The sequence below is a fragment of the Nonomuraea indica genome (assembly GCF_002850745.1).
GTDB lineage: Bacteria > Actinomycetota > Actinomycetes > Streptosporangiales > Streptosporangiaceae > Nonomuraea > Nonomuraea indica.
Map to the genome: position 1 here is coordinate 136769 of NZ_KZ559466.1, position 18774 is coordinate 155542.

Sequence of the window (18774 nt, forward strand, 5' to 3'; positions counted from 1 at the left end):
CGCACGCCCGATCACCGACACGATGGCCGTGCCGCGGCGTCCGGGGAACACCCGGGCTGCGGACGACCAGCGGCGTGGGCACTGAACGACCAGGTGGCGAGTGCGCAGAGCGCGAGCGTCGCGCCGAGGACGGTCGGGCCGATCCAGCCGGCGGCGTCGAACAGGGCCGTGGTCGCGGCTGCTCCCAGGGCGGAACCGAGGGCGTAGAAGACCATGTAGGCGCCGATGGTGGTGCTGGTGCGGTCGGGGAAGGCGGCGGTGACCGTGTGCTGGTTGCTCACATGTACGGCTTGAACGGCGAAGTCGAGCAGGACCACGCCGAGGACCAGCAGCGGCAGCGACCACGGGAGCTGCCCGATCGCGAGCCAGGAGGCGAGCAGGAGTCCGAGCGCGAGGCCGGTGACCCGGCGCGTGTGCCCGGCATCGCCCCAGCGTCCGGACCGGGCGGCACCGAGGGCTCCGGCAAGCCCGGCGACGCCGAGGAGCCCGATCTGCGCTTCGCTGAGGTGCCACGGGGCACCTGCCAGCGGCAGGGCCATGCCGCTCCACAGGGTGCCGAACGAGGCGAACAGGAAGAACGCGATCAGCCCGCGGCCGAGGAACACCGGTTGGGCGAACAGCCCGCCGAAGGACCGGAGGACCTGCCCGTACCGTGCCGGGGCCGGGCGGACGTCGGCGGGCAGCAGGGTGAGGGTGAGCACCGCGAGGACGGCGGCGAGGAGCGCGAGAGCCAGGTAGACGCTCCGCCACCCCCACAGGTCGGCGAGGACCCCCGCGATCACGCGTACGCCGAGGATGCCGATCACCACGCCGGAGGTCACGATGCCGAGGTTGCGCCCGCGCTCGGCGGGCGGGGAGATCGATGCCGTGTACGCGACGGCGGTCTGCACCACCACCGCGAACACACCCGCCGCGGCCAGTCCGGAGAATGCCGCCCACGCCACCGGGGCGGCCGCGGTGATCGCCGTTCCCGCGGCCACCAGGGCGAGGTGCGCGGCGATCAGGCGCCTGCGGTCGAGCAGATCGCCCAACGGCACCAGCAGCACCAGCCCAGCCAGGTAGCCGAGCTGTCCGGCGGCCACGAACCAGCCGAGCGAGCCGGCCGGAACGCCCAGGTCGTGCCCCATCGGGCCCAGCACCGGTTGTCCGGCGTAGACGCTCGCCACCGCGACCCCGCACACCACCGCCAACAGCAGCCTCGTCCTCCCGTTCACGGACGCGCCCCCCAATTTGGTTTCGTTTTGCAACTGATTGGAGGGTAGGCCAGAATAGTTTCAATACGCAACTCACTGGAGGGGTGATGGCAGCCGACGACACCGACCGGCAGGGCCCCGCGTGGACGGATCCGAGCTGCCCGGTCGCCCGCACGGTCGACCTGGTCGGCGACCGGTGGAGCCTGCTCATCATCCGCGACGCGATGGACGGCGCCCGCTCGTTCACCGACTTCCAGCAGCGCACCGGCATCGCCCGCAACATCCTCACCGACCGGCTCCGCAGGCTCACCCAGCACGGCCTGCTCGCCCAGGTCGACGCCCCTTCGGGCAAACGCAGGCGGTACGCGCTCACCGAGGCGGGCAAGGACCTCTTCCCCGTGATCGTCACGCTGCGACAGTGGGGCGAACGCCACGCCTTCGACGCGGGCGAGCCGCATTCGGTCCTGGTCGACGGTGACGGCGCCCGCGTGCCCGACCTCCTGCCCGTGGCAGCGAACGGATCGCCACTGACGAGCGATACGACCTCGGTACGACGGCACACCTGATCCCCGTGTCAGCACCGCCGGCCCGGGTCGGACGGCCGTCAACCGCTCTCAACGTGGAACAGGCGACGGCCGTCATCCGGGCCTCGTTCTCCACTCCCTCAAGGCGTACGTCATCGCTCGCCGTACGGGTGAAGGGAGACCCCAACAAGTCACGGCCGGTACTCAGATGAGCGCCCTGCGCCTGACGGCGGCGAGGCCGGTCACGGTGAGGGCGGCGGCGAGGCCCGTCATGCTGAGGACGGCGGTCGCGGTGAAGGGCTCGCCGGAGACGACCATGGGCAGGTTGGGGTAGGGCACGGCGTACTTGGCGATCCAGTAGTCGATGCCGAGGATCGGGCCGAGCATCTCGCCGAAGAGGTTGACGAACAGGAAGGCCGCCCAGGAGATCGCGACCGCGGCGCGGGGAAGCAGGCCGAAGGCCAGGACGCCGATCCCCGCCAGGACCCAGGTGGCGGGCACCTGCACCAGGGCGCCGGCGAGGACCTTGCCTGGCGCCCCGGCCGCCAGGCCCATGGTCAGCCCGGCGGCGGCGAGGACGAGGATGCTTCCCGCCAGGGCGAACAACAGGTGGCCCGCGACCCAGCGTACGCGGGAGACCGGGGCGGACAGGAGTAGCTCGGCGCGGCCGGAGGTCTCCTCGTTGCGCAGCCGCAGCAGGGCCAGCAGCGGGTAGAGCGCCGAGACGTAGCCGAGGCTGAGCACGATCAGCCACAGGTAGGCGTCGGTCATGGTGGCCTCCGGCGAGGCGGTGTAGCGGCGGAAGAACTCCTCCACGGCGGCGCCCTGCCGGGCGACCTCCTCGATCGAGGTGGCAAGCGCGCCGAGGACCAGCCCGGCGATCGCGTACCCGGCGATCCACCCGCCGAGCAGGCCCTTCTGCAGGCGCCACGCCAGGCTCAGCGGGCTGGTCAACCGATCGGAGGCCGCCGGACCCGAACGTTCGGGGATCAGGCCGTGGCCCAGGTCGCGCCGGACGAGCAGCCGGTAGGCCAGCGCGAGGGCCGCGGCGGTGAAGGCGAGGCTGAGCAGCAGCACGGCCACGTTGTCGTCCCCGTACGGCCGTACCAGGTGCGACCAGCCCTGTGGTGAAAGCCACTTCAGCGCGGTCACGCCACTGCCGTCGGCGAGGAAGCGCAGGACGTAGCTGACGCCGAGGCCGAGTGCGGCGACGCCGATGGCGGTGCGGGCGGTCTGGGTGAGCTGGGCGGCCACCGCACCCATCCCGGCGAAGACCAGGCCGGCGGCGGTGATCGCGGCGCCGAAGGCCAGCGATCCGGCCGCGTCCGCGCCGACAGCGGTCATGGCGGCGGCGGTGAGCAGCCCGGCCAGCACGGCCGAACCGCAGGTGACGGAGAGCGCGGCCGTCAATGGCGCCAGGCGGCCGACCACGCCGGCGCCGGCCAGTTCGGCGCGGCCGGACTCCTCCTCGCCCCGGCTGTGCCGGACGACGGTGAGAATCATGATCAGTCCGAGGATGGTGTAGATGGCGTCGGCGTTCTTCCAGACCGCCATGCCTGCCAGGGTGGCGGAGTGCACCTCGCCCGCGAACGCGGTCAGCGCCCGGTTCGCGGCCATCTCGCGGGCGAACGCGGCCATGTCGGGGATGCCGGTGGCGTACCGCTGGACCTGCCCTGCCGCGAGCGCGACGAGCAGCAGCAACCAGAGCGGGACGACAAGGCGTTCACGCTTGAGTACGAGCTTGGTCAGGGTCCAGGTGCCGTTCATCGCTCCGCCTTCGCGCTCTCGTAGTGGCGCAGGAACAGGTCCTCCAGCGAGGGCGGGGCGCAGGTCAGGTCGCGGACGCCGACCCTGATCAGCTCGGCCAGCGCCGCGTCCAGCCGGGTGCGGTCCACCTCGAAGGAGATCCGGTTGCCGTCGACCTTCACCCCGTGCAGGTCCGGCATCCGGGTCAGGCCGTTCGGTGGCGAGGCCAGCTCGGCGGTGACCCGGCTGCGGGCCAGGCCGCGCAGCTGGGACAGAGGGCCGGTCTCGACCGTGCTGCCCCGGCGGATGATCGTGACGCGGTCGCACAGCGCCTCTACCTCCGACAAGATGTGGCTGGACAGCAGCACGGTCCGGCCGCGCTCCTTCTCCTCGGCCACGCACTGTTGGAAGACGGCCTCCATCAGCGGGTCCAGGCCGGAGGTGGGCTCGTCCAGAATGAGCAGCTCGGCGTCGGAGGCGAACGCCGCGACCAGCGCGACCTTCTGCCGGTTGCCCTTGGAGTAGGTCCTGGCCTTCTTGCGCGGGTCCAGCTCGAAGCGCTCCAGCAGCTCTGCCCGCCGGGCCCGGTCCAGGCCGCCGCGCAGCCGGCCGAGCAGGTCGATCACCTCGCCGCCGGTCAGGCCGGGCCACAGGCTCACGTCGCCCGGCACGTACGCCAGCCGCCGGTGCAGGTCCACCGCCTCACGCCAGGGGTCGCCGCCCAGGAGTACGGTCCGGCCGGAGTCGGCTCGCAGCAGGCCCAGCAGGGTCCTGATGGTGGTCGACTTGCCGGCCCCGTTCGGGCCGAGGAAGCCGTGCACCTCCCCGGTGCGGACGCTCAGGTCCAGACCGTCCAGGGCCCGGACCCGGCCGAAGGATTTGACCAGCCCCTCCACTTCGATGGCCAGTTCCATGGCCGCCACGCTCCTCGTCTCGTTCCTTTTCTGTGCTGGTCAAGACGGTAGAAGCGACGATCATCCGACGGTATCGGGCATCTTCCCCTATTCGAGGCTCAGGCGGGCCAGCTCCGTGCGGGTGGAGACGCCCAGCTTGGGGAAGGCGCGGTAGAGGTGGTGGCCGACGGTCTTGGGGCTGAGGAACAGCCGCGCGGCGATCTCCTTGTTCGTCGCACCGGTCGCCGCGAGCCGTACCACCTGCAGTTCCTGCGGAGTGAGCTGGGCCACCGCGTCCGCCGCCGTGGGGGCGGAGCTCTCACCGGCCGCGCGCAGCTCGGCGCGGGCGTGCTCGGCCCAGGGGGCCGCGCCGAGCCGTTCGAACCGCTCCAGTGCCTCGCGCAGGTGCGTGCGGGCCTCGGCCTTGTGCCGCTCGCGGCGCAGCCATTCGCCGTACAGCAGCTCGGTGCGGGCCCGCTCGAACGGCCGGGCCTCGCCCTGCAGCTCCAGCGCCCGCGCGTACAGGGAGCCGTCCCCGGTCGTCAGCGCGCGGCAACGCAGTACGAGCCCGTCCTCCCAGGGCAGGCGGACGGCGGCGGCCCACTGCTCCAGCCGGGCCAGCGGCTCGGCGGCGCGCTCAGGGCGGCCGAGCCGGACCGCCGCCTCCACCTGGTCGGCCGCGAAGTGCACACCGGGGCCCACGTGCCGGACCGGGCCGCGGGTGGCCGTCACCAGCCGGTCCAGCGCCGCTTCATACCGGCCTCGGCCCAGGTCGAGCAGCGCCAGCGCCCACTCGCACCACGCGGCGACCAGCGCGTTGGCGTGCGCGGGGAAACGCCGCAGGCTCTGTTCGGCGGGACGCGTACCGTGCTCGTCGCCGCGGATGGCGGCCACGTACGCCAGCAGCGCCTCGGCATGGGCCACGCGGCTGGGCTGGCCGGTGTCCTCGGCGATGCGCAGGGCCTCGCTCGCGGACTGGACCGCGTCGCGATGGCGGCCGAGGTTGATCTCGGCGGTCGCCAGCGTGCACAACACCATCGGCAGCCAGCCGACGGCCCCGTTCGCGCGGCTTTCCTCCGCCAGGTCCACCATGATCTCGCGGGTGTCGTCGTAGTCGCCGGTCAGCAGTGCCTGCGAGGCCACGTTGAGCCGCAGCCCCGGTGGTCCGCTCCTCCCCTGCGCGATGTGCTCACGCAGCAGCGCCACCCCGTAGGCCGCCTCGGCCGGGTCGGCGGCGTACAGCTTCAGCGCCCCGCCGATGGAGGCGACGAGCTTGTCCCTGACCGGGTCCGGCGGCAGCGTTTCGAGCATCCGGTGGGCCTGCGCCACCCGTACGGGTTCGCCGGCCGACCAGGACGCCCGCGCCGCGTCCGCCAGCATCGACGCGGCGCTGTCCGGATCGAGTGGCGCCACTCGGCGGGCCGCCGCGACCAGCACCTCGTGCACCGTGCGCAACGAGCCGTGCTCGAACTCCACCCGGGCCCGCACGGTGGCGACGCGCGCCAGCACGCGAGCGTCCTCGGTCAACCGGAGCGCCTGCCCGGCCAGGTGCCGGGCACGGTCGGGCAACCCCGCGTCCACGGCGATCTCCGCGGCCAGTGCCAGCCGCCGCGCCCGTTCCTCCTCCTCGGCGGTGAGCCGGACGGCCCGTTCCATCGCCGCGACGGCTGTGGCGTGCCCGGATCGCCGGCGGGCACGCAGGGCAGCTGCCTCCAGGGCCGCCGCCACCTCCTCGTCCGGTCCGGTGGCCGCCGCCGCCCGGTGCCAGGCCGCCCGGTCGGGGTCGCCGGCCAGCGCGTCCGCGAGCGCGTCGTGCGCAGCCAGCCGGTCGGTGAAGGACGCGCCCCGGTAGGCGGCCGTACGGATGAGCGGGTGCCGGAAGACGACCTGCTGATCTTCTACGGTGATCAGCCCCTCGGCCTCGGCCGCCGCCAGCGCGTCCGCCGCCAGCCCGAGACCCGCCATGGCCCGCAACGTGGCCGCCAGCGCCCCGCTCTCCTCCGCCGCCGCGACCAGCAGGGCGTTACGGGCCTGCGCGGGCAGCTCGGCGATGCGCCGCTGGTAGGCAGCCTGCAGGCGATGCGGCAGCGGGAGGTGCCGCGGGTCGCCGTCCGCGGTCTTGGGCAGTTCGAGCAGGGCCAGCGGGTTGCCGTCGGCCTCGGCCAGCACCCGGTCGCGTACGGGGGCGGGCAGGTCGGGGGCGTGCTCGGCCAGCAGCGCCCGCGCGGCCACCGGACCCAGCCGCTCGAGCGCCAGCTCCGGCACCCCCAGACTCGCTCCCTCCCGCGCCGCGAACAACAGGAACACCTTCTCGGCCGCCAGCCGGCGGGCGGCGAACGCCAGTGCCTCGGCCGACGGCCGGTCCAGCCACTGGGCGTCGTCCACCAGGCACAACACGGGCGCGTCCGCGGCCAGCTCCGCCAGCAGCGACACCGTGGCCAGCCCTACCAAGAACCGGTTCTCCCCACCCGGCGCGGCCAGCCCCAGCGCCGTCCGCAACGCCTCCGCCTGAGGGCGGGGGATGCCGGACAGGTGCCCCATTGCTGGCGACAGCAGGGACTGCAGCGCCGCGAACGGCAGCTCCGCCTCGCTCTCCACCCCCGTACAGCTCGCCACCTGAAACCCCTGGGCCGAGCCCGCCCATTGCAGCAACACCGACTTGCCGCCGCCCGGCTCGCCCAGGATCACGAGGGCGCCGCCGCGGCCGGAGGCGGCCTCCGCCAGGAGCCGGCCGAGCTCCCGCTGCTCCCGCTCCCGTCCGTACAGCATCGCGTGCTCCTTGCCTGGCAGGCCCGACGGTGTTGACGCCGGGCAGCATACGCCCGCCTGCGGTCGGCTCAACTCCGCGCGTGCCGGTCAGTGGTGCAGGGCTTGGCAGACCGTCGAGGTTACATCGCGAGAACCCGGAACCTACCCGCACGCCGACGCCATCACCTGGCCCGGTCCCGCCATCACCCAGCCCGTCAAGCCCGGTTCAGCAGATCACAGATGCGTCCGTCATCGGCATGGACTGGTGCCCGCGCGAACTGCGGCACAGCCTCGTCTGACTGCTGTCCGCGCATGATGTCGCCATAGAGAAGATCTCACGTCTCGTCGGCCACTCGTCGACGAACGCCCCGAGACCGTCTACCGCCAGTGGATCCACCCCGCCCTGACCAAGGGCGCCGAGGCCATGGACAAGATCTTCAAGGCCAGGACGGCATGACGGAGTGGCTTCCCAGAACTGAAAAAGGGTGCCACCCTTTCGAGTGACACCCTGCTCGACCAGCGAGAACTGGTCGGGACGACAGGATTTGAACCTGCGACCCCTTGACCCCCAGGACGTTGGAGTAGGTGTCTCAGCAGCTCAGCGGCGTTTAGAGGAGTGAGAGGGAAGTTCGCTGGCATGCTGGTTGTTCGGGGGCGTGCACAGCGTGTGGTCCCCAGGTGGTCTCCGGTGGAATAGAGACGGAACGGTTGTGACCCCTCGCTTGTAAGAGTAGCTATTCGATCACGGGAGCTGGCGTCTTCGCTGCTCAGGTCTACGTTTGGTGTGCGCTCATGTGCATGGCCGGGTTGTAGTGGGCGTCCCTGATGTCACTCAGTTTGTCACTCAATCTCTCCAGGCTTCTCCGCGAGATCGGCCCTGATCTAGCGTCCGGTTCGCCTCCGTGCCACACTTCTAGAGTGCGCAAACCAACCCAAAAAGGCGAAGACGCCTTCGAATCTAAGAAAATGTTAAAGCGATGGACTGAGGCCACCTTCTTCACGATAGGTGCAGTGGTGCTGGTATGGGGCGCAGCTCATAGACGTGGCGTCGAAATGGCCATCCTTGCCGCACTGGTCTTTGGATTCTTTCCCCTAACATACTGGATCCCTCGGAGCCGGCTGCCACGCTGGTGTCAAGAACCTGCTTTCATCTACAGCAACGTGCTTCTTCTTATGTTCTGCGTGCTCGCTGTGGTCACGACCCCGCTGTCTCTCGAAGTCTGCCTAGGGCTTTCCGCATTCATGGTGATACTTCTTAACACCATTCATCGACGCAGAATCGACCGAGAAGTCGCAGAAGCCGCCGAAGTGAGAGTTTTAGAATCTCAGTGGGTGAACGATCACGACGATCGTTGACGCACGTCAGACAGTGGAAGCAGCAAGATGCAGCAACCGTATCCTCCGCACATATCCCTTCAGCTTTACAAAGCTTCCGCGATAGGACTCGAACCAGAATTTCAAGGTTTTGATCAGTTCACGCTGGTTCGGGTTCGAGGTCAGACCGGTCAATCGCGTCCAGACCCGTTCACACTCGTTCACCCTGTGCGGCTCCCAACCTGGCCCCCTTTGGGCTCTCAGCCAATCACGCCTCTAGGAACGGCCGAACTCGGCGCCATGCGCCCCGGGACCATCCCGACATCCGGCGCGATGGTCGCCGGTCGCCGCTTGATCTGCGTGAGGGTGGTTGGGCAAGATGATCCAAAGACTGGCTTACCTACGGAATCGAGGAGCTGGCCTAGTGGAATTCGCAGTCTTGTGGGCAATCATGTTAGGACTTGGGTGTGTTCAAGCCGCGTCCGCGATATACACGCTGGCAACTAATCGACTTCCCTGGCTGGCACTCGGCAAGCGTTGGATAAAGGAGTCTCGCCATTACGGTTTTGGCCAACTATTCATAGGTTTCTTCGGCGTTTTCCTGGCTCTGTCTAATATGGTGATGGGCTGGTCACACGCATTGTCCCTGGCGCTGATCTTTTTGGCGCTCGGATGCTTATTGGCCGGTTCATTCTTCGAGTCAACGACTTAACTGCCCCACGAGGAAGCGCATCATTCCTCAACAAGGGGGCGCGCCTGGCCAGCCCGTCTGCCGTCGTCCCACCCACAGGGTAGCGGGCCAGCCGCGGGGCTGCCCCGGCCGCGCGCCCGGCGTCAGGGCCGTGACGGAGCGTAGGCGGCCCCCCCCGGCTGGTCTGCTAGGGCTTGCCCTGGGACGGCGGCAGGACGAGCTCGATGACCCTCGCTCGCTGGCGCTGCCTGACTGGGACACCTTGACCCGGCTCGCCGCCGCACTGGTGGAGCGCTCGGCCGACAAGTACGTGGGCTGGGGCGAGGTGGTCATCTTCGCGGCCTGTACTGCTGCCCGCATCGGTGAGGTCTCCGGGGTGCGTGCCGGCGACATCGATCGTGACGCGTGGACCTGGACGGTACGTCGGCAAACCACCCCCGGCCCCGGTGGCGTCGTCGACAAGGGCACGAAGGGCAAGCGAGCGCGTACCGTGCCGTTAATCGCGGAGGTTCGCGACCTGGTCGCTCGACGGCTGGACGCGGTGGGCTCGAACCCGGGCACGCGTCTGTTCACCGGTCCCCGTGGTGGACGCATCACCACCGCGGTTCTCCGGGACGCCACGCACTGGGACGAGGTGGTGACGAGCCTCGGTTACGAGCATCTGCGCCGCCATGACCTGCGGCACACCGGGCTGACCTGGATGGCCGATGCCGGCGTCCCCGTCCATGTCCTGCGCAAGATCGCTGGTCACGGCTCGCTGACCACCACGCAGCGGTATCTCCATCCGGACGCCCGTTCCATCGCCGATGCCGGGGAGGCGCTGAGTGCTCACCTCGCGGCCCGCCGGTCCCCAGATGGTCCCCGTCTGCGGGTCGTCTAGCTCATCGCCCGTAGCGGGCACACATACAAAAAGGTCTGTTGATCTGGGCTTTCAACCCGACCAACAGACCTTTCGACCTGTCGGGACGACAGGATTTGAACCTGCGACCCCTTGACCCCCAGTCAAGTGCGCTACCAAGCTGCGCTACGTCCCGGTTTTGCGACCGCCCCCTGCGGGGCGGGACGTCATAACCTTAGCGCACATCGGAGGTGCGCGCGCACATCGTGGGCGGGAGCGGAGGTGGGCCGGGTGGGGCGGAGGCCGACGATCGACCGGGACGAGCTGGCGAGGCTCGTGGGTGCGGGGTTGAGCGTGCAGGCGCTGGCCGCGCACTTCGGGGTGAGCGAGTCCGGGGTGTTGCAGGCCAAGCGGGCCGCCGGGCTGGCCAAGCCGATGCTGGACCACAGCCGGGCCGTGCCGTGGAAGGTGGCCAGGGCGCACATCCAGTCGGGGCCGGCGACCAACCTGCGCAACCTGTCCGCCGCCGCGCAGGGCAGGCCGCCCGCGCCCGAGCGGTTGAACACGGCGCTGCGGTGGGCGCAGCGGCTCGTGGACGCGGGACTGGATGTGGCCTACGACCCCGTCGAGGGGTTCGGGGAGGTCCCGGCGGCGCCGGGGGGCTCGCATGTCGCGGCGGTGCTCGCGGCGGCCCGGGAGGCACTGGAAGGTCGCTGAGGGGCGCGTTTCGACAGGGCGTTCGGGGGCAGTCGCCGGTCTCTACACAGAGACCGGAGGCGAACATCATGACCACCTTCATCTGGGTGGCCGTCGTCGTGGTCGCGGTGGTGGCGGTCGTCGCAGTCGGGTACGTGATGCTCCAGCATCAGAAGCGCCGCAGCCGCCTCCGCACACGTTTCGGCCCTGAGTACGAGCGTGTGGTTGCCGAGCACGACAACAGGCGGGAAGCGGAGGAGGAACTCCTGGCCCGGGAGCAGCGGCACGCGGAGCTGGACATCCGGCCGCTGGCGCAGGAGTCGCGTGACACCTATGCGAAGCGGTGGCGGGACGTGCAGGAGCGCTTCGTCGACGCGCCGATGTTCGCGGTGACCGAGGCGGACCAGCTCGTCGCGGCCGTGATGGCCGAGCGCGGATATCCGACCGAGGGTTTCGAGGAGCGGCTGGCCTACCTGTCCGTGGGGCACGCGGCCACGCTGGACCACTACCGCAAGGCGCACGAGATCAGCGGGCGCGCGGCCCGGAAGGAGGCCTCCACGGAGGATCTCCGCCAGGCGATGGTGCACTATCGCGCGCTGTTCGAGGAGCTGCTGGAAGAGACGACGCGAGGACGGTGATCCGAGATGGCCGATGAGCTGAAAGTTCCGGCACAGAAGCCGGCCGGCGGGCCTGGTGGCGACGACGACCTCCGGGTCGTGGTGGCCAAGGACGACGCCCCGGCGCACGGTTCCGGCCACGGCGATGCCCGGGACCCCTCCCGGGCCGAGGCGGTGCGCGACCGGTCGGAGGCCGGCATGCACGGAGGTGCGCACGACCGGCCGGAGGCCGGCGCGGCGGGAAGCACGCAGGACCGGCCGGAGGCGGGCGTGGCGGGGGGTGCGCACGCCGACGTGCGCGGGCCGTCGCGGGACGCGGACGACGAGCGGGCCCGTGACCCGCACGCCAAGGACTACAAGGACCCCTACACGGCGCCGGCGGAGGACGTTGCCGTGTCCGCCGGCCCGGGGCCGATGGTGCGCGGTCAGGAGACCGGCGCGGCCGGTGGGATGCCGTCGCACGCCGCGCCCCAGGAGACGGCGTTGTTCGACCGGGACCCGGCGGACGTGCAGGCGCGCTGGCGCGACCTGCAGGCGGGGTTCGTGGACGATCCGGGCGATGCCGTCAAACGGGCCGACGGGCTGGTCGGCGAGGTCGTGGAGTCCCTCACCAGCGCGCTGAACCAGCGGACCAGCGAGCTGCGCGGCCGGTGGCAGGGCGCCGGCGGCCACGACACCGAGCAGCTCCGCCAGGCGCTGCGCGAGTACCGGGGCGTGCTGGAGCGGCTGCTGGCGGTGTCGGCCGCCGGAAAGGGCCCGGATTCCACCACGAGCACGAGCACGAGGACCGACACGAGCGCGAACACGACGCAGGCGGGCTCTCCGGTGAGCCCGGGAATGAGGTGAGGTGCCATGCTGGCGATCGTCGCGGCGATCATCTTCGGTTTAGGTTTTCTGCTCGATCTGCTGGGCGCGCGCATCGCGGCCGGGATCAGCGGCACGACGTTCATGCTGCTCGGGCTGACGCTCCTGGCGCTGCACCAGGGAGGCATCGGTACGGCCGGCGTCCGCGGCAACGGCGGCTGGCGTACCCGGACCCGGCGGTAACGGCCGGGGAAGCGTGGGCCAGACCATGGACCGAACCACGGACCAGGTCATGGATCGGGTGCTGACGACGCCCGGCCGTCCGTGCGAGAGAGCTTCTCGTACGGACGGCCGGGCGTCGTCGTCCGGGAGGCGGGCGGGCGGGTTCTTCGTCGGACGTCGGTGGCACCACGACGCGGAGACGTCGTGCGCGGAAGAAGAGAGCTCAGCCCTTGCCGGGGAAGCGCATGACGACCGTGCTGCCGTGGTCGCCGACCCGCAGGCTGAGGTCGAGGGCCAGCATGCGGGCCACCCACAGCCCCATCCCGCCCACGGAGCCCGGCATGGGGCCCGGCTTCCAGGTGCCGTCGTCGTGCACCTCGACCACGATCTCGCCGCCGTCGACCCAGAGGCGCACCCGGCCGTCGCTGGTGCCGTGGGTGACGGCGTTGGTGGCGATCTCGTTGACCGCGATGACGAAGTCGGGGATGGCGTCCTCCGGCATCCCGGCCCCGCGCGCCTCCTCCTCGACGAACTGCCGGACCTGGGGCAGGTCCGGCAGCCGGAAGCGGAGCGTCTTCACGGGCGTGCCGGGTGGCGGGCTGGTGGCACCCGCTTCCTGAGGATGGTGGTCCCCGTTCACCCGGCTATCCGCCCTCTCAGCCGACGAGCAACTCCGTGCGGAGCTGGTCGAGGACTTTACGCAGAATCCTGGACACGTGCATCTGCGAGATGCCGAACTCAGCCGCTATCTCGGCCTGCGTCATGTTGCCGAAGAACCGCAGCAACAGGATGTGCTTCTCGCGCGACGGCAACGCGTCGATCAGTGGCTTGACGGCTTCGCGGTCCACCATCGTACTCAGGGTGTCGTCGTCCTCGGGAATCACGTCACCGAGCGACGCGGCGTCGTCGTCGGCGCCGAGCGGCGCGTCGAGCGACAGCGTGCTGTAGGCGGCCGAGGCGTCGAGGGTGAGAAGAACGTCCTCCTCGGAGATGTTCATCTTGGCGGCCAGCTCCGCGACCGTCGGGGAGCGGCCGAGGGTCTGGCTGAGGTCGGCGACGAGCCGGTTGAGCTCGGAGCGGCGTTCCTGGTAGAGGCGGGGCACCCGGATGGCCCAGGTCCGGTCGCGGAAGTGGCGCTTGACCTCGCCGGTCATCGTCACGACGGCGTAGCCGCGGAAAGCGTGGCCGAGGGTCGGGTCGAAGCCGTTGACGGCCTTCATCAGGCCGACGTACGCCGCCTGCAGGAGGTCCTCCAGCGGCTCGCCGCGGTAGCGGTAGCGCCTGGCGATCTCCATGGCCAGCGGCCGGTGCATCTCGACGATGCGCTCGCGCAGCCGTTCCCGCACGCTGTCGGGAGTGTCCTCCCTGACCATCTCGGCCAGGAGCTCTTCGGCGGTCATCTCCTCGAGGACGTATTCCTGCACAGCCATCGCTGCTCCTCATATGGGTCGCAGGGGTGGCCTCCACCAACCGAAAAAGCCCAGGCAGAGGCACACCTCGCGTCAAGTACGAGACGGAAGCCCTCTGCTGGACTTCGCCACAAGTATCCCCCATTCGGGGGAATGTATTCACCTCCACCGCGGTAACAGTAGGGTTGCTCCGTGACAATGCCGGAGAACGGTGAGAGCTCAGCCGCCGCCCTGAGCCTGACCTCGTCGACAGCGGGCGAGATAACCGTCGTCAAGGTTGACGGCGTGCTCGACGCCACGACGCGCGAGCAGTTCGCCGACTATCTGTCCCTCGCCGGGCCGGGGCTGATCCTGGACCTCGCGGGCGTGACCTTCATGGACTCGCGGGCGCTGGGGCTGATCGTGCATCACTGGCAGACCAGCCTGACCTCGGGATCGAAGTTCGCGCTGGTCGGCGTCGAGTACTCGAAGTCCAAGGTGATGTGGATCACCGGGCTGGCGCAGCGGCTGCCGCTGTACGACACGCTCGACGACGCCCTGGCCGCCATCGGCTGACCGTGGCCCCCGGCCTCTCGGTCAGGGCCTGCGACGGGTCTTGCGCTGGTGCTCGTCGACCAGCAGCCGGGCCAGGTCGGCCACCTTGACCTGATGGTGCTGGGAGATCCGGCGCAACTCCTCGAAGGCGGCCTCGGCCGTGCAGCCGCTGGTCTGCATGATGATGCCCTTGGCCTGGTCGATGACGGCCCGGCCGGCGAGGGCCTCCTGGAGCTGCGCGGCGTCGGTGCGCACCTCCTCGAAGTCCCACATGTTGGCCATCGCCACGCCGACCTGCTCGGTCAGCATGTCGGCCAGCGCGTGGGCGCCGAGCGGGGAGAACGCGCCGGGCCGTACGGAGTAGAGGCCGACGACCAGCGTCGCGGGAGACACGTCGATCGGCAGGGCCAGCACCGAGCGGACCCCCCAGCGCGTGGCGAGCGCGGCGTATCCGGGCCAGCGTCCGTCGGCGAGCACATCGCCGACGACGACGCGGCCGCCGGTCTTGCGCGCCTCGGTGGAGGGGCCCTCGCCGAGGCTCCGCTCGGTCTCGACCAGCATGATCAGCTCGCTGTGCGAGCCCGACACCAGGACCCGGTGGTCGCGCCAGTGCTCGGCCGAGCCGCCGGAGCAGCCGGGCACGCCGGCCGCCAGCGCCGTGGTGAGTCCGCGCAACACGCTCTCGGTGGAGGTGTCGGCGCCGAGCCGGCCGAGTCCGGCCAGGTCACGGGCCAGCGCAGGCGTGATCATCGCGGTGGATTCCATAGTCACAAGCCCCTACCCCTTATGGCTAGCATTATCCCATGTGGCGTAGCGTCGGAGCATGACTGTGCCGGACCTCGAACACGCTCTGGACGCGCTGACGGCGCGCGTCTCCTCGCTGCGTGAGGCGAGGACGGCTTACCCGTCCGAGCTCGCGCCCACGCTGGACGCCGCGCTCGCCGAGCTCGACACGGCCGCCGAGCTGCTGGCCGAGGCCCGCGTGGAGCTCGACAAGTCCGCGCGGCGGCAGAACGGCCGCAAGGACGGACCGCAGCGCGAGCTGAAGCTGCTGCGGCAGGTGTTCAGGGCGTTCCCGGTGCCGGTGATCGTGCTCGACGGGGGCGGGGTCGTCAGGAGGATCAACCCGGAGACCTCGCGGGTGCTCGGCAGCCCCGACGGCTACCTGGTGGGCCGGTCGTTCCCGCTGCTGGTGGACGTGTCGCGGCGGGCGGCGTTCCGTTCGCATCTGACGTCGGTGCTGCAGACCGGGCAGCCGGCGGCGTTCGAGACCCGGCTGGCGCACCAGGGGCGCACCCACACCGTGCAGCTGGCGCTGACCAGGCTGACGATGCCGGGCGAGCCGCAGCAGATGGTGGCGGCGGTGGCGTTGCCGACCGACGTCCAGCTCCCGGGACCGCGCGCGGAGCGTCCGGAGCAGTCCGACGGCGCGCTGCTCATGGCCGCCGCCCGGCGGCAGGACCTGCTGGCCCGCATGGGGGCGCTGCTGCTCGACGAGGAGGCGCTGCGCCAGCCGGTGGCGCTGTCGAGGGCCGCGCGGCTGCTGGCGGCCGGGTGGGCCGACTGGGTGATCGCCGACATGGTGCGCGACGGGCTGCCCCGCCGGCAGGTCGTGGTGGCGCCCAAGGACCACCCGCTGGGCGGCCTGGTGCGCCAGGTCGAGAAGGCCTCGCCGGCCATGAGCCAGGTGGTGGCGCAGGTGCTCGACCGCGGCACCGGCACGGTGCACGAGATGGTGGACGACGAGACGCTGCTCGGGTTCTGCGCGGACGGGCCGCTGCTGACGGTGATGGGCGCCGGGTCGCTGCTGTGCGTGCCGATCGGCTCGTCCGACGGTGCTCTGACGCTGGTCAGGGAGCACGACCGGCCGCCGTTCACGCTGGCCGACCTCGCCGTCATGCAGGAGGTGGGACTGCAGCTCGGGCTCGCCGTCCGGGCGCAGAGCAGCTTCCAGAGCCGGTCGCAGGCGGCCGACGCGCTGTCGGCGAGCGTCGCCCCGCGCAGGCTGCCGGACGTCCCCGGCTACGAGGCGAGCGCGATCTACCATCCCGGCGCGTCGGTGGGCGCCGAGTTCTACGACGTCTTCCCGGTGTCGGGCGGCTGGGGGTTCGCCCTGGGCGGGGCGGCCGGCAAGGGCGAGGAGGCGGCCTCGGTCAGCGCGATGGTGCGGGGCGGGCTGCGGGTGCTGTCCACCTGGGAGAGCGACCCCGACGTGGTCGTGGGCAAGGTGAACGAGGCGCTGGTCAAACAGGGCACCGGCATGTTCGTCATGGCCGCGGCGGGCTTCGTCAAGGGGCGTACGATCCGGCTGTCGTCGGCGGGCCACCATCCGGCGGCGCTGGTGCAGCCCGACGGGAGCGTGCGCTTCGCCGCGGGCGGCGGTGTGCCGCTGGGCATCTCCCCCGTGGCCGAGACGAGCGTGGAGGAGCTCAGCATCGGGGTGGGCGAGACGCTGGTGCTCTACTCGGAGGGGCTGATCTCCTCCAGGAACGACCGCGGCGAGCCGTACGGTGAGGAGCGGCTGGCCGACGTGCTGGGCAGGTGCGCAGGTCAGGCGCCTGCCACGGTGGTCAAGGCGGTCGAGGCCGACCGGCACGCGTTCTCGGCCGGGCAGGTGTGGGACGAGATCGTCATCCTGGCGCTCCGCGGAGTCTGAGCAATAAGCCCCAAATGTCGGGGTTTGCGTTTGGCTCGGTTATGGGTAAAGTCTTGAGCACAGATACCCGTGCCTAAGACGCAGGCACACCTTGAAGGCTGTTTCCACGCTGCTGAGGTGTGCCATGAATATTGCGATCGTCGCTTCCGTCTCCGGCAACAAGCGCCACCACCTCCACTCGGTAGCCCGCGAGCTGGGGCGCGAGCACAACGTCACGATCTACTCCCGCCGTGACAGCACCGAGGGCAAGCCCAGGACGCGGGTGGCCCCGGGGGTCATGGTGGAGCACATCGACGTGGGCCCGGCGCGCAGCCTGTCCCCCGACGACGTGGTGCCGTACCTCAACGACGTCGGCCTGCACCTGTCGAAGCGGTGGCACGAGGAGCGGCCGGACGTCATCCACGCCTACTCCTGGACCGGCGGGCTCGCCGCCGTCGCCGGCGCCAAGGACATGAACGTCCCGGTGACGCAGACGTTCACGACGGTCGACACGGCGCACATGAAGCTGGAGCGGGCCCTCGGCCGCCGCGCCAACGCGGTCATCGCTGGCTCGAACGACGAGGGGTCCACCCTCATCCGGCTCGGCGTGCCGCGCAACAACATCGCCATCGTCCCGCCGGGCGTCGACACCGAGCGCTTCCACCGTCAGGGTCCGGCCGCCACCCGCGGCTCGCGCCGGCGACTGCTGCACGTCGGTCCCCTCTCCCCCGACCGCGGCGCCCACACGATCGTCCGCGCCCTGCAGGGCCTGTCGGACGTCGAACTCGTCATCGCGGGCGGCCCCGACGCCGACCAGCTCGCCGAGGACAGGGAGGCGCGGCGCCTGCGCACCCTGGCCGAGCAGCTCGGCGTGGCCGACCGGGTGACCCTGCTCGGACAGGTGAAGCGGACCGCGGTGCCGAAGCTCATGCGCGGCGCCGACGTCGTCGTGACGCTGCCGCGCGAGGCCTCGACGGGCACCGTCGCGCTGGAGGCGATGGCCTGCGGCGTCCCGGTGATCGCCTCTGCCGTCGGCGCGCACCTCGACTCCGTCATCGACGGCGTCACCGGCCTGCTGGTCCCGCCGGACCGCCCCGCCACCACCGCGCGGCTGACGCGCGAGCTGCTGTCCGACACGACGCTGCGCACCGCGCTCGGCTACGCCGGCGCCGACCGGGCCCGCTCGCGCTACTCGTGGGAGCGCGTCAGCCAGGAGCTGCTGCGCGTGTACGAGGCCGCCTGCGCCTGACCCCGAACCCCGGTGAGGGCCTGTCCCCGACCGGCGGACCGCGTGGACATAGGATCGAGCGCGTGCTGATCCATCCCTGGGACGCCGCCGGCGAGGAACAGGCCCTCGCCCATGTCCGGGCCCACTCGTTCGGGGAGCTCATCGCCTCCGGACGCGGGCGGGACGTGCCGGTGGTGGTGCCCACCCAGTTCCTCCTGGCCGACGACCGGACCGTGCTGCTCCACCTGGCCAGGCCCAACCCGGTGTGGGCGGCCGTCGAGGAGAACCCCAAGGTGCTGCTGTCGGTGGCCGGCCCGTGGGCGTACGTCCCCGGCGCGTGGCGGGCCGAGCCCGGCACCAACCCCGGGCTGGGCGTGCCGACCACCTACTACTCCTCCGTCCAGCTCGTGTGCCACGCCGAGATCGTCGGCGACGCCGACGGCAAGCTGGAGATCCTGCGCGCCCAGCTCGCCGACCTCGAACCCGGGGCTGGCGATCCGGCGCGGATGCCGCGGCTGCTGTCCGGCATCCGGGGGCTGCGCCTCGCCGTCGAGGAGGTCCGCGGCAAGTTCAAGTACGACGGGCACAAGGACGCCGGGCACCGCGCGCGGGTCGCCCGGAGCCTGGCGGCCCGGGGCGGGCCCGGCGACGAGGCCGCCCTGCGCCACCTGACCTGAGCCCC

At 71.0% G+C, this 18774-nt stretch carries 18 protein-coding genes and 1 tRNA gene; 11 read left to right on the forward strand and 8 right to left on the reverse strand.

Annotation, left to right across the window (positions count from 1 at the left end; translation table 11 throughout):
* Nucleotides 1-11 precede the first annotated feature (11 nt).
* Nucleotides 12-1214, reverse strand: a complete 1203-nt coding sequence (locus CXR44_RS00650; protein WP_101782862.1) for an MFS transporter — start codon at nucleotides 1212-1214, stop codon at nucleotides 12-14.
* An 86-nt stretch (nucleotides 1215-1300) separates the two neighbouring features.
* Here CXR44_RS00650 and CXR44_RS00655 point away from each other — a divergent pair, with 86 nt between their 5' ends.
* On the forward strand, nucleotides 1301-1759 hold the full coding sequence (locus CXR44_RS00655) for a winged helix-turn-helix transcriptional regulator (protein WP_101782863.1): 459 nt from the start codon (nucleotides 1301-1303) through the stop codon (nucleotides 1757-1759).
* A gap of 162 nt (nucleotides 1760-1921) precedes the next feature.
* On the opposite strand, the gene CXR44_RS00660 is transcribed toward CXR44_RS00655, so the two are convergent.
* The 3 genes from CXR44_RS00660 to CXR44_RS00670 form a co-directional block, all read right to left on the reverse strand.
* Complete coding sequence (locus CXR44_RS00660) at nucleotides 1922-3484, reverse strand: ABC transporter permease (protein ID WP_101782864.1); 1563 nt, start codon at nucleotides 3482-3484, stop codon at nucleotides 1922-1924.
* Nucleotides 3481-4377: an ABC transporter ATP-binding protein gene (locus CXR44_RS00665; protein WP_101783449.1), complete on the reverse strand. Its 897-nt coding sequence runs from the start codon at nucleotides 4375-4377 to the stop codon at nucleotides 3481-3483. Before CXR44_RS00665 ends, CXR44_RS00660 begins: the two co-directional genes overlap by 4 nt.
* An 87-nt stretch (nucleotides 4378-4464) precedes the next feature.
* Nucleotides 4465-7125: a helix-turn-helix transcriptional regulator gene (locus CXR44_RS00670; RefSeq protein WP_101782865.1), complete on the reverse strand. Its 2661-nt coding sequence runs from the start codon at nucleotides 7123-7125 to the stop codon at nucleotides 4465-4467.
* Between the two features lie 897 nt (nucleotides 7126-8022).
* On the opposite strand from CXR44_RS00670, the gene CXR44_RS38740 reads away from it, so the two are divergent.
* Both CXR44_RS38740 and CXR44_RS00675 read left to right on the forward strand, forming a co-directional pair.
* Nucleotides 8023-8460: a hypothetical protein gene (locus CXR44_RS38740; RefSeq protein ID WP_144069824.1), complete on the forward strand. Its 438-nt coding sequence runs from the start codon at nucleotides 8023-8025 to the stop codon at nucleotides 8458-8460.
* 911 nt (nucleotides 8461-9371) lie between these two features.
* Complete coding sequence (locus CXR44_RS00675; RefSeq protein ID WP_219601620.1) at nucleotides 9372-9989, forward strand: tyrosine-type recombinase/integrase; 618 nt, start codon at nucleotides 9372-9374, stop codon at nucleotides 9987-9989.
* Nucleotides 9990-10069: 80 nt separating this feature from the next.
* On the opposite strand, the gene CXR44_RS00680 is transcribed toward CXR44_RS00675, so the two are convergent.
* Nucleotides 10070-10143, reverse strand: a tRNA-Pro gene (locus CXR44_RS00680).
* Between the two features lie 95 nt (nucleotides 10144-10238).
* Here CXR44_RS00680 and CXR44_RS00685 point away from each other — a divergent pair.
* The 4 genes from CXR44_RS00685 (at nucleotide 10239) to CXR44_RS00700 (ending at nucleotide 12307) form a co-directional block, all read left to right on the forward strand.
* Entirely contained in the window at nucleotides 10239-10664 is a 426-nt protein-coding gene (locus tag CXR44_RS00685; RefSeq protein ID WP_101783450.1) for a helix-turn-helix domain-containing protein, read from the forward strand.
* Between the two features lie 68 nt (nucleotides 10665-10732).
* Entirely contained in the window at nucleotides 10733-11281 is a 549-nt protein-coding gene (locus tag CXR44_RS00690) for a hypothetical protein (RefSeq protein ID WP_101782866.1), read from the forward strand.
* A 6-nt stretch (nucleotides 11282-11287) separates the two neighbouring features.
* A complete protein-coding gene (locus CXR44_RS00695; RefSeq protein WP_101782867.1) occupies nucleotides 11288-12106 on the forward strand; it encodes a hypothetical protein in 819 nt (272 codons plus the stop codon).
* A gap of 6 nt (nucleotides 12107-12112) precedes the next feature.
* Nucleotides 12113-12307, forward strand: a complete 195-nt coding sequence (locus CXR44_RS00700) for a hypothetical protein (protein ID WP_101782868.1) — start codon at nucleotides 12113-12115, stop codon at nucleotides 12305-12307.
* A gap of 202 nt (nucleotides 12308-12509) precedes the next feature.
* Here CXR44_RS00700 and CXR44_RS00705 read toward each other — a convergent pair whose 3' ends face one another.
* Both CXR44_RS00705 and CXR44_RS00710 read right to left on the reverse strand, forming a co-directional pair.
* Nucleotides 12510-12866: an ATP-binding protein gene (locus tag CXR44_RS00705; RefSeq protein ID WP_245898710.1), complete on the reverse strand. Its 357-nt coding sequence runs from the start codon at nucleotides 12864-12866 to the stop codon at nucleotides 12510-12512.
* A 76-nt stretch (nucleotides 12867-12942) separates the two neighbouring features.
* On the reverse strand, nucleotides 12943-13716 hold the full coding sequence (locus CXR44_RS00710; protein WP_101782870.1) for a SigB/SigF/SigG family RNA polymerase sigma factor: 774 nt from the start codon (nucleotides 13714-13716) through the stop codon (nucleotides 12943-12945).
* A 177-nt stretch (nucleotides 13717-13893) separates the two neighbouring features.
* On the opposite strand from CXR44_RS00710, the gene CXR44_RS00715 reads away from it, so the two are divergent.
* The gene (locus CXR44_RS00715) at nucleotides 13894-14250 is read left to right on the forward strand and encodes an STAS domain-containing protein (protein ID WP_101782871.1); all 357 of its coding nucleotides are present in this window, start codon (nucleotides 13894-13896) and stop codon (nucleotides 14248-14250) included.
* Between the two features lie 21 nt (nucleotides 14251-14271).
* On the opposite strand, the gene CXR44_RS00720 is transcribed toward CXR44_RS00715, so the two are convergent.
* Nucleotides 14272-14979 (reverse strand): ANTAR domain-containing response regulator, encoded by a 708-nt coding sequence (locus tag CXR44_RS00720; RefSeq protein WP_245898712.1) that lies wholly within the window; start codon nucleotides 14977-14979, stop codon nucleotides 14272-14274.
* 73 nt (nucleotides 14980-15052) lie between these two features.
* On the opposite strand from CXR44_RS00720, the gene CXR44_RS00725 reads away from it, so the two are divergent.
* The 3 genes from CXR44_RS00725 (at nucleotide 15053) to CXR44_RS00735 (ending at nucleotide 18769) form a co-directional block, all read left to right on the forward strand.
* Nucleotides 15053-16885, forward strand: a complete 1833-nt coding sequence (locus CXR44_RS00725; protein WP_245898714.1) for a SpoIIE family protein phosphatase — start codon at nucleotides 15053-15055, stop codon at nucleotides 16883-16885.
* A gap of 124 nt (nucleotides 16886-17009) precedes the next feature.
* A complete protein-coding gene (locus CXR44_RS00730; protein ID WP_101782874.1) occupies nucleotides 17010-18113 on the forward strand; it encodes a glycosyltransferase in 1104 nt (367 codons plus the stop codon).
* 62 nt (nucleotides 18114-18175) lie between these two features.
* Nucleotides 18176-18769: an FMN-binding negative transcriptional regulator gene (locus CXR44_RS00735; RefSeq protein WP_101782875.1), complete on the forward strand. Its 594-nt coding sequence runs from the start codon at nucleotides 18176-18178 to the stop codon at nucleotides 18767-18769.
* Nucleotides 18770-18774 lie beyond the last annotated feature (5 nt).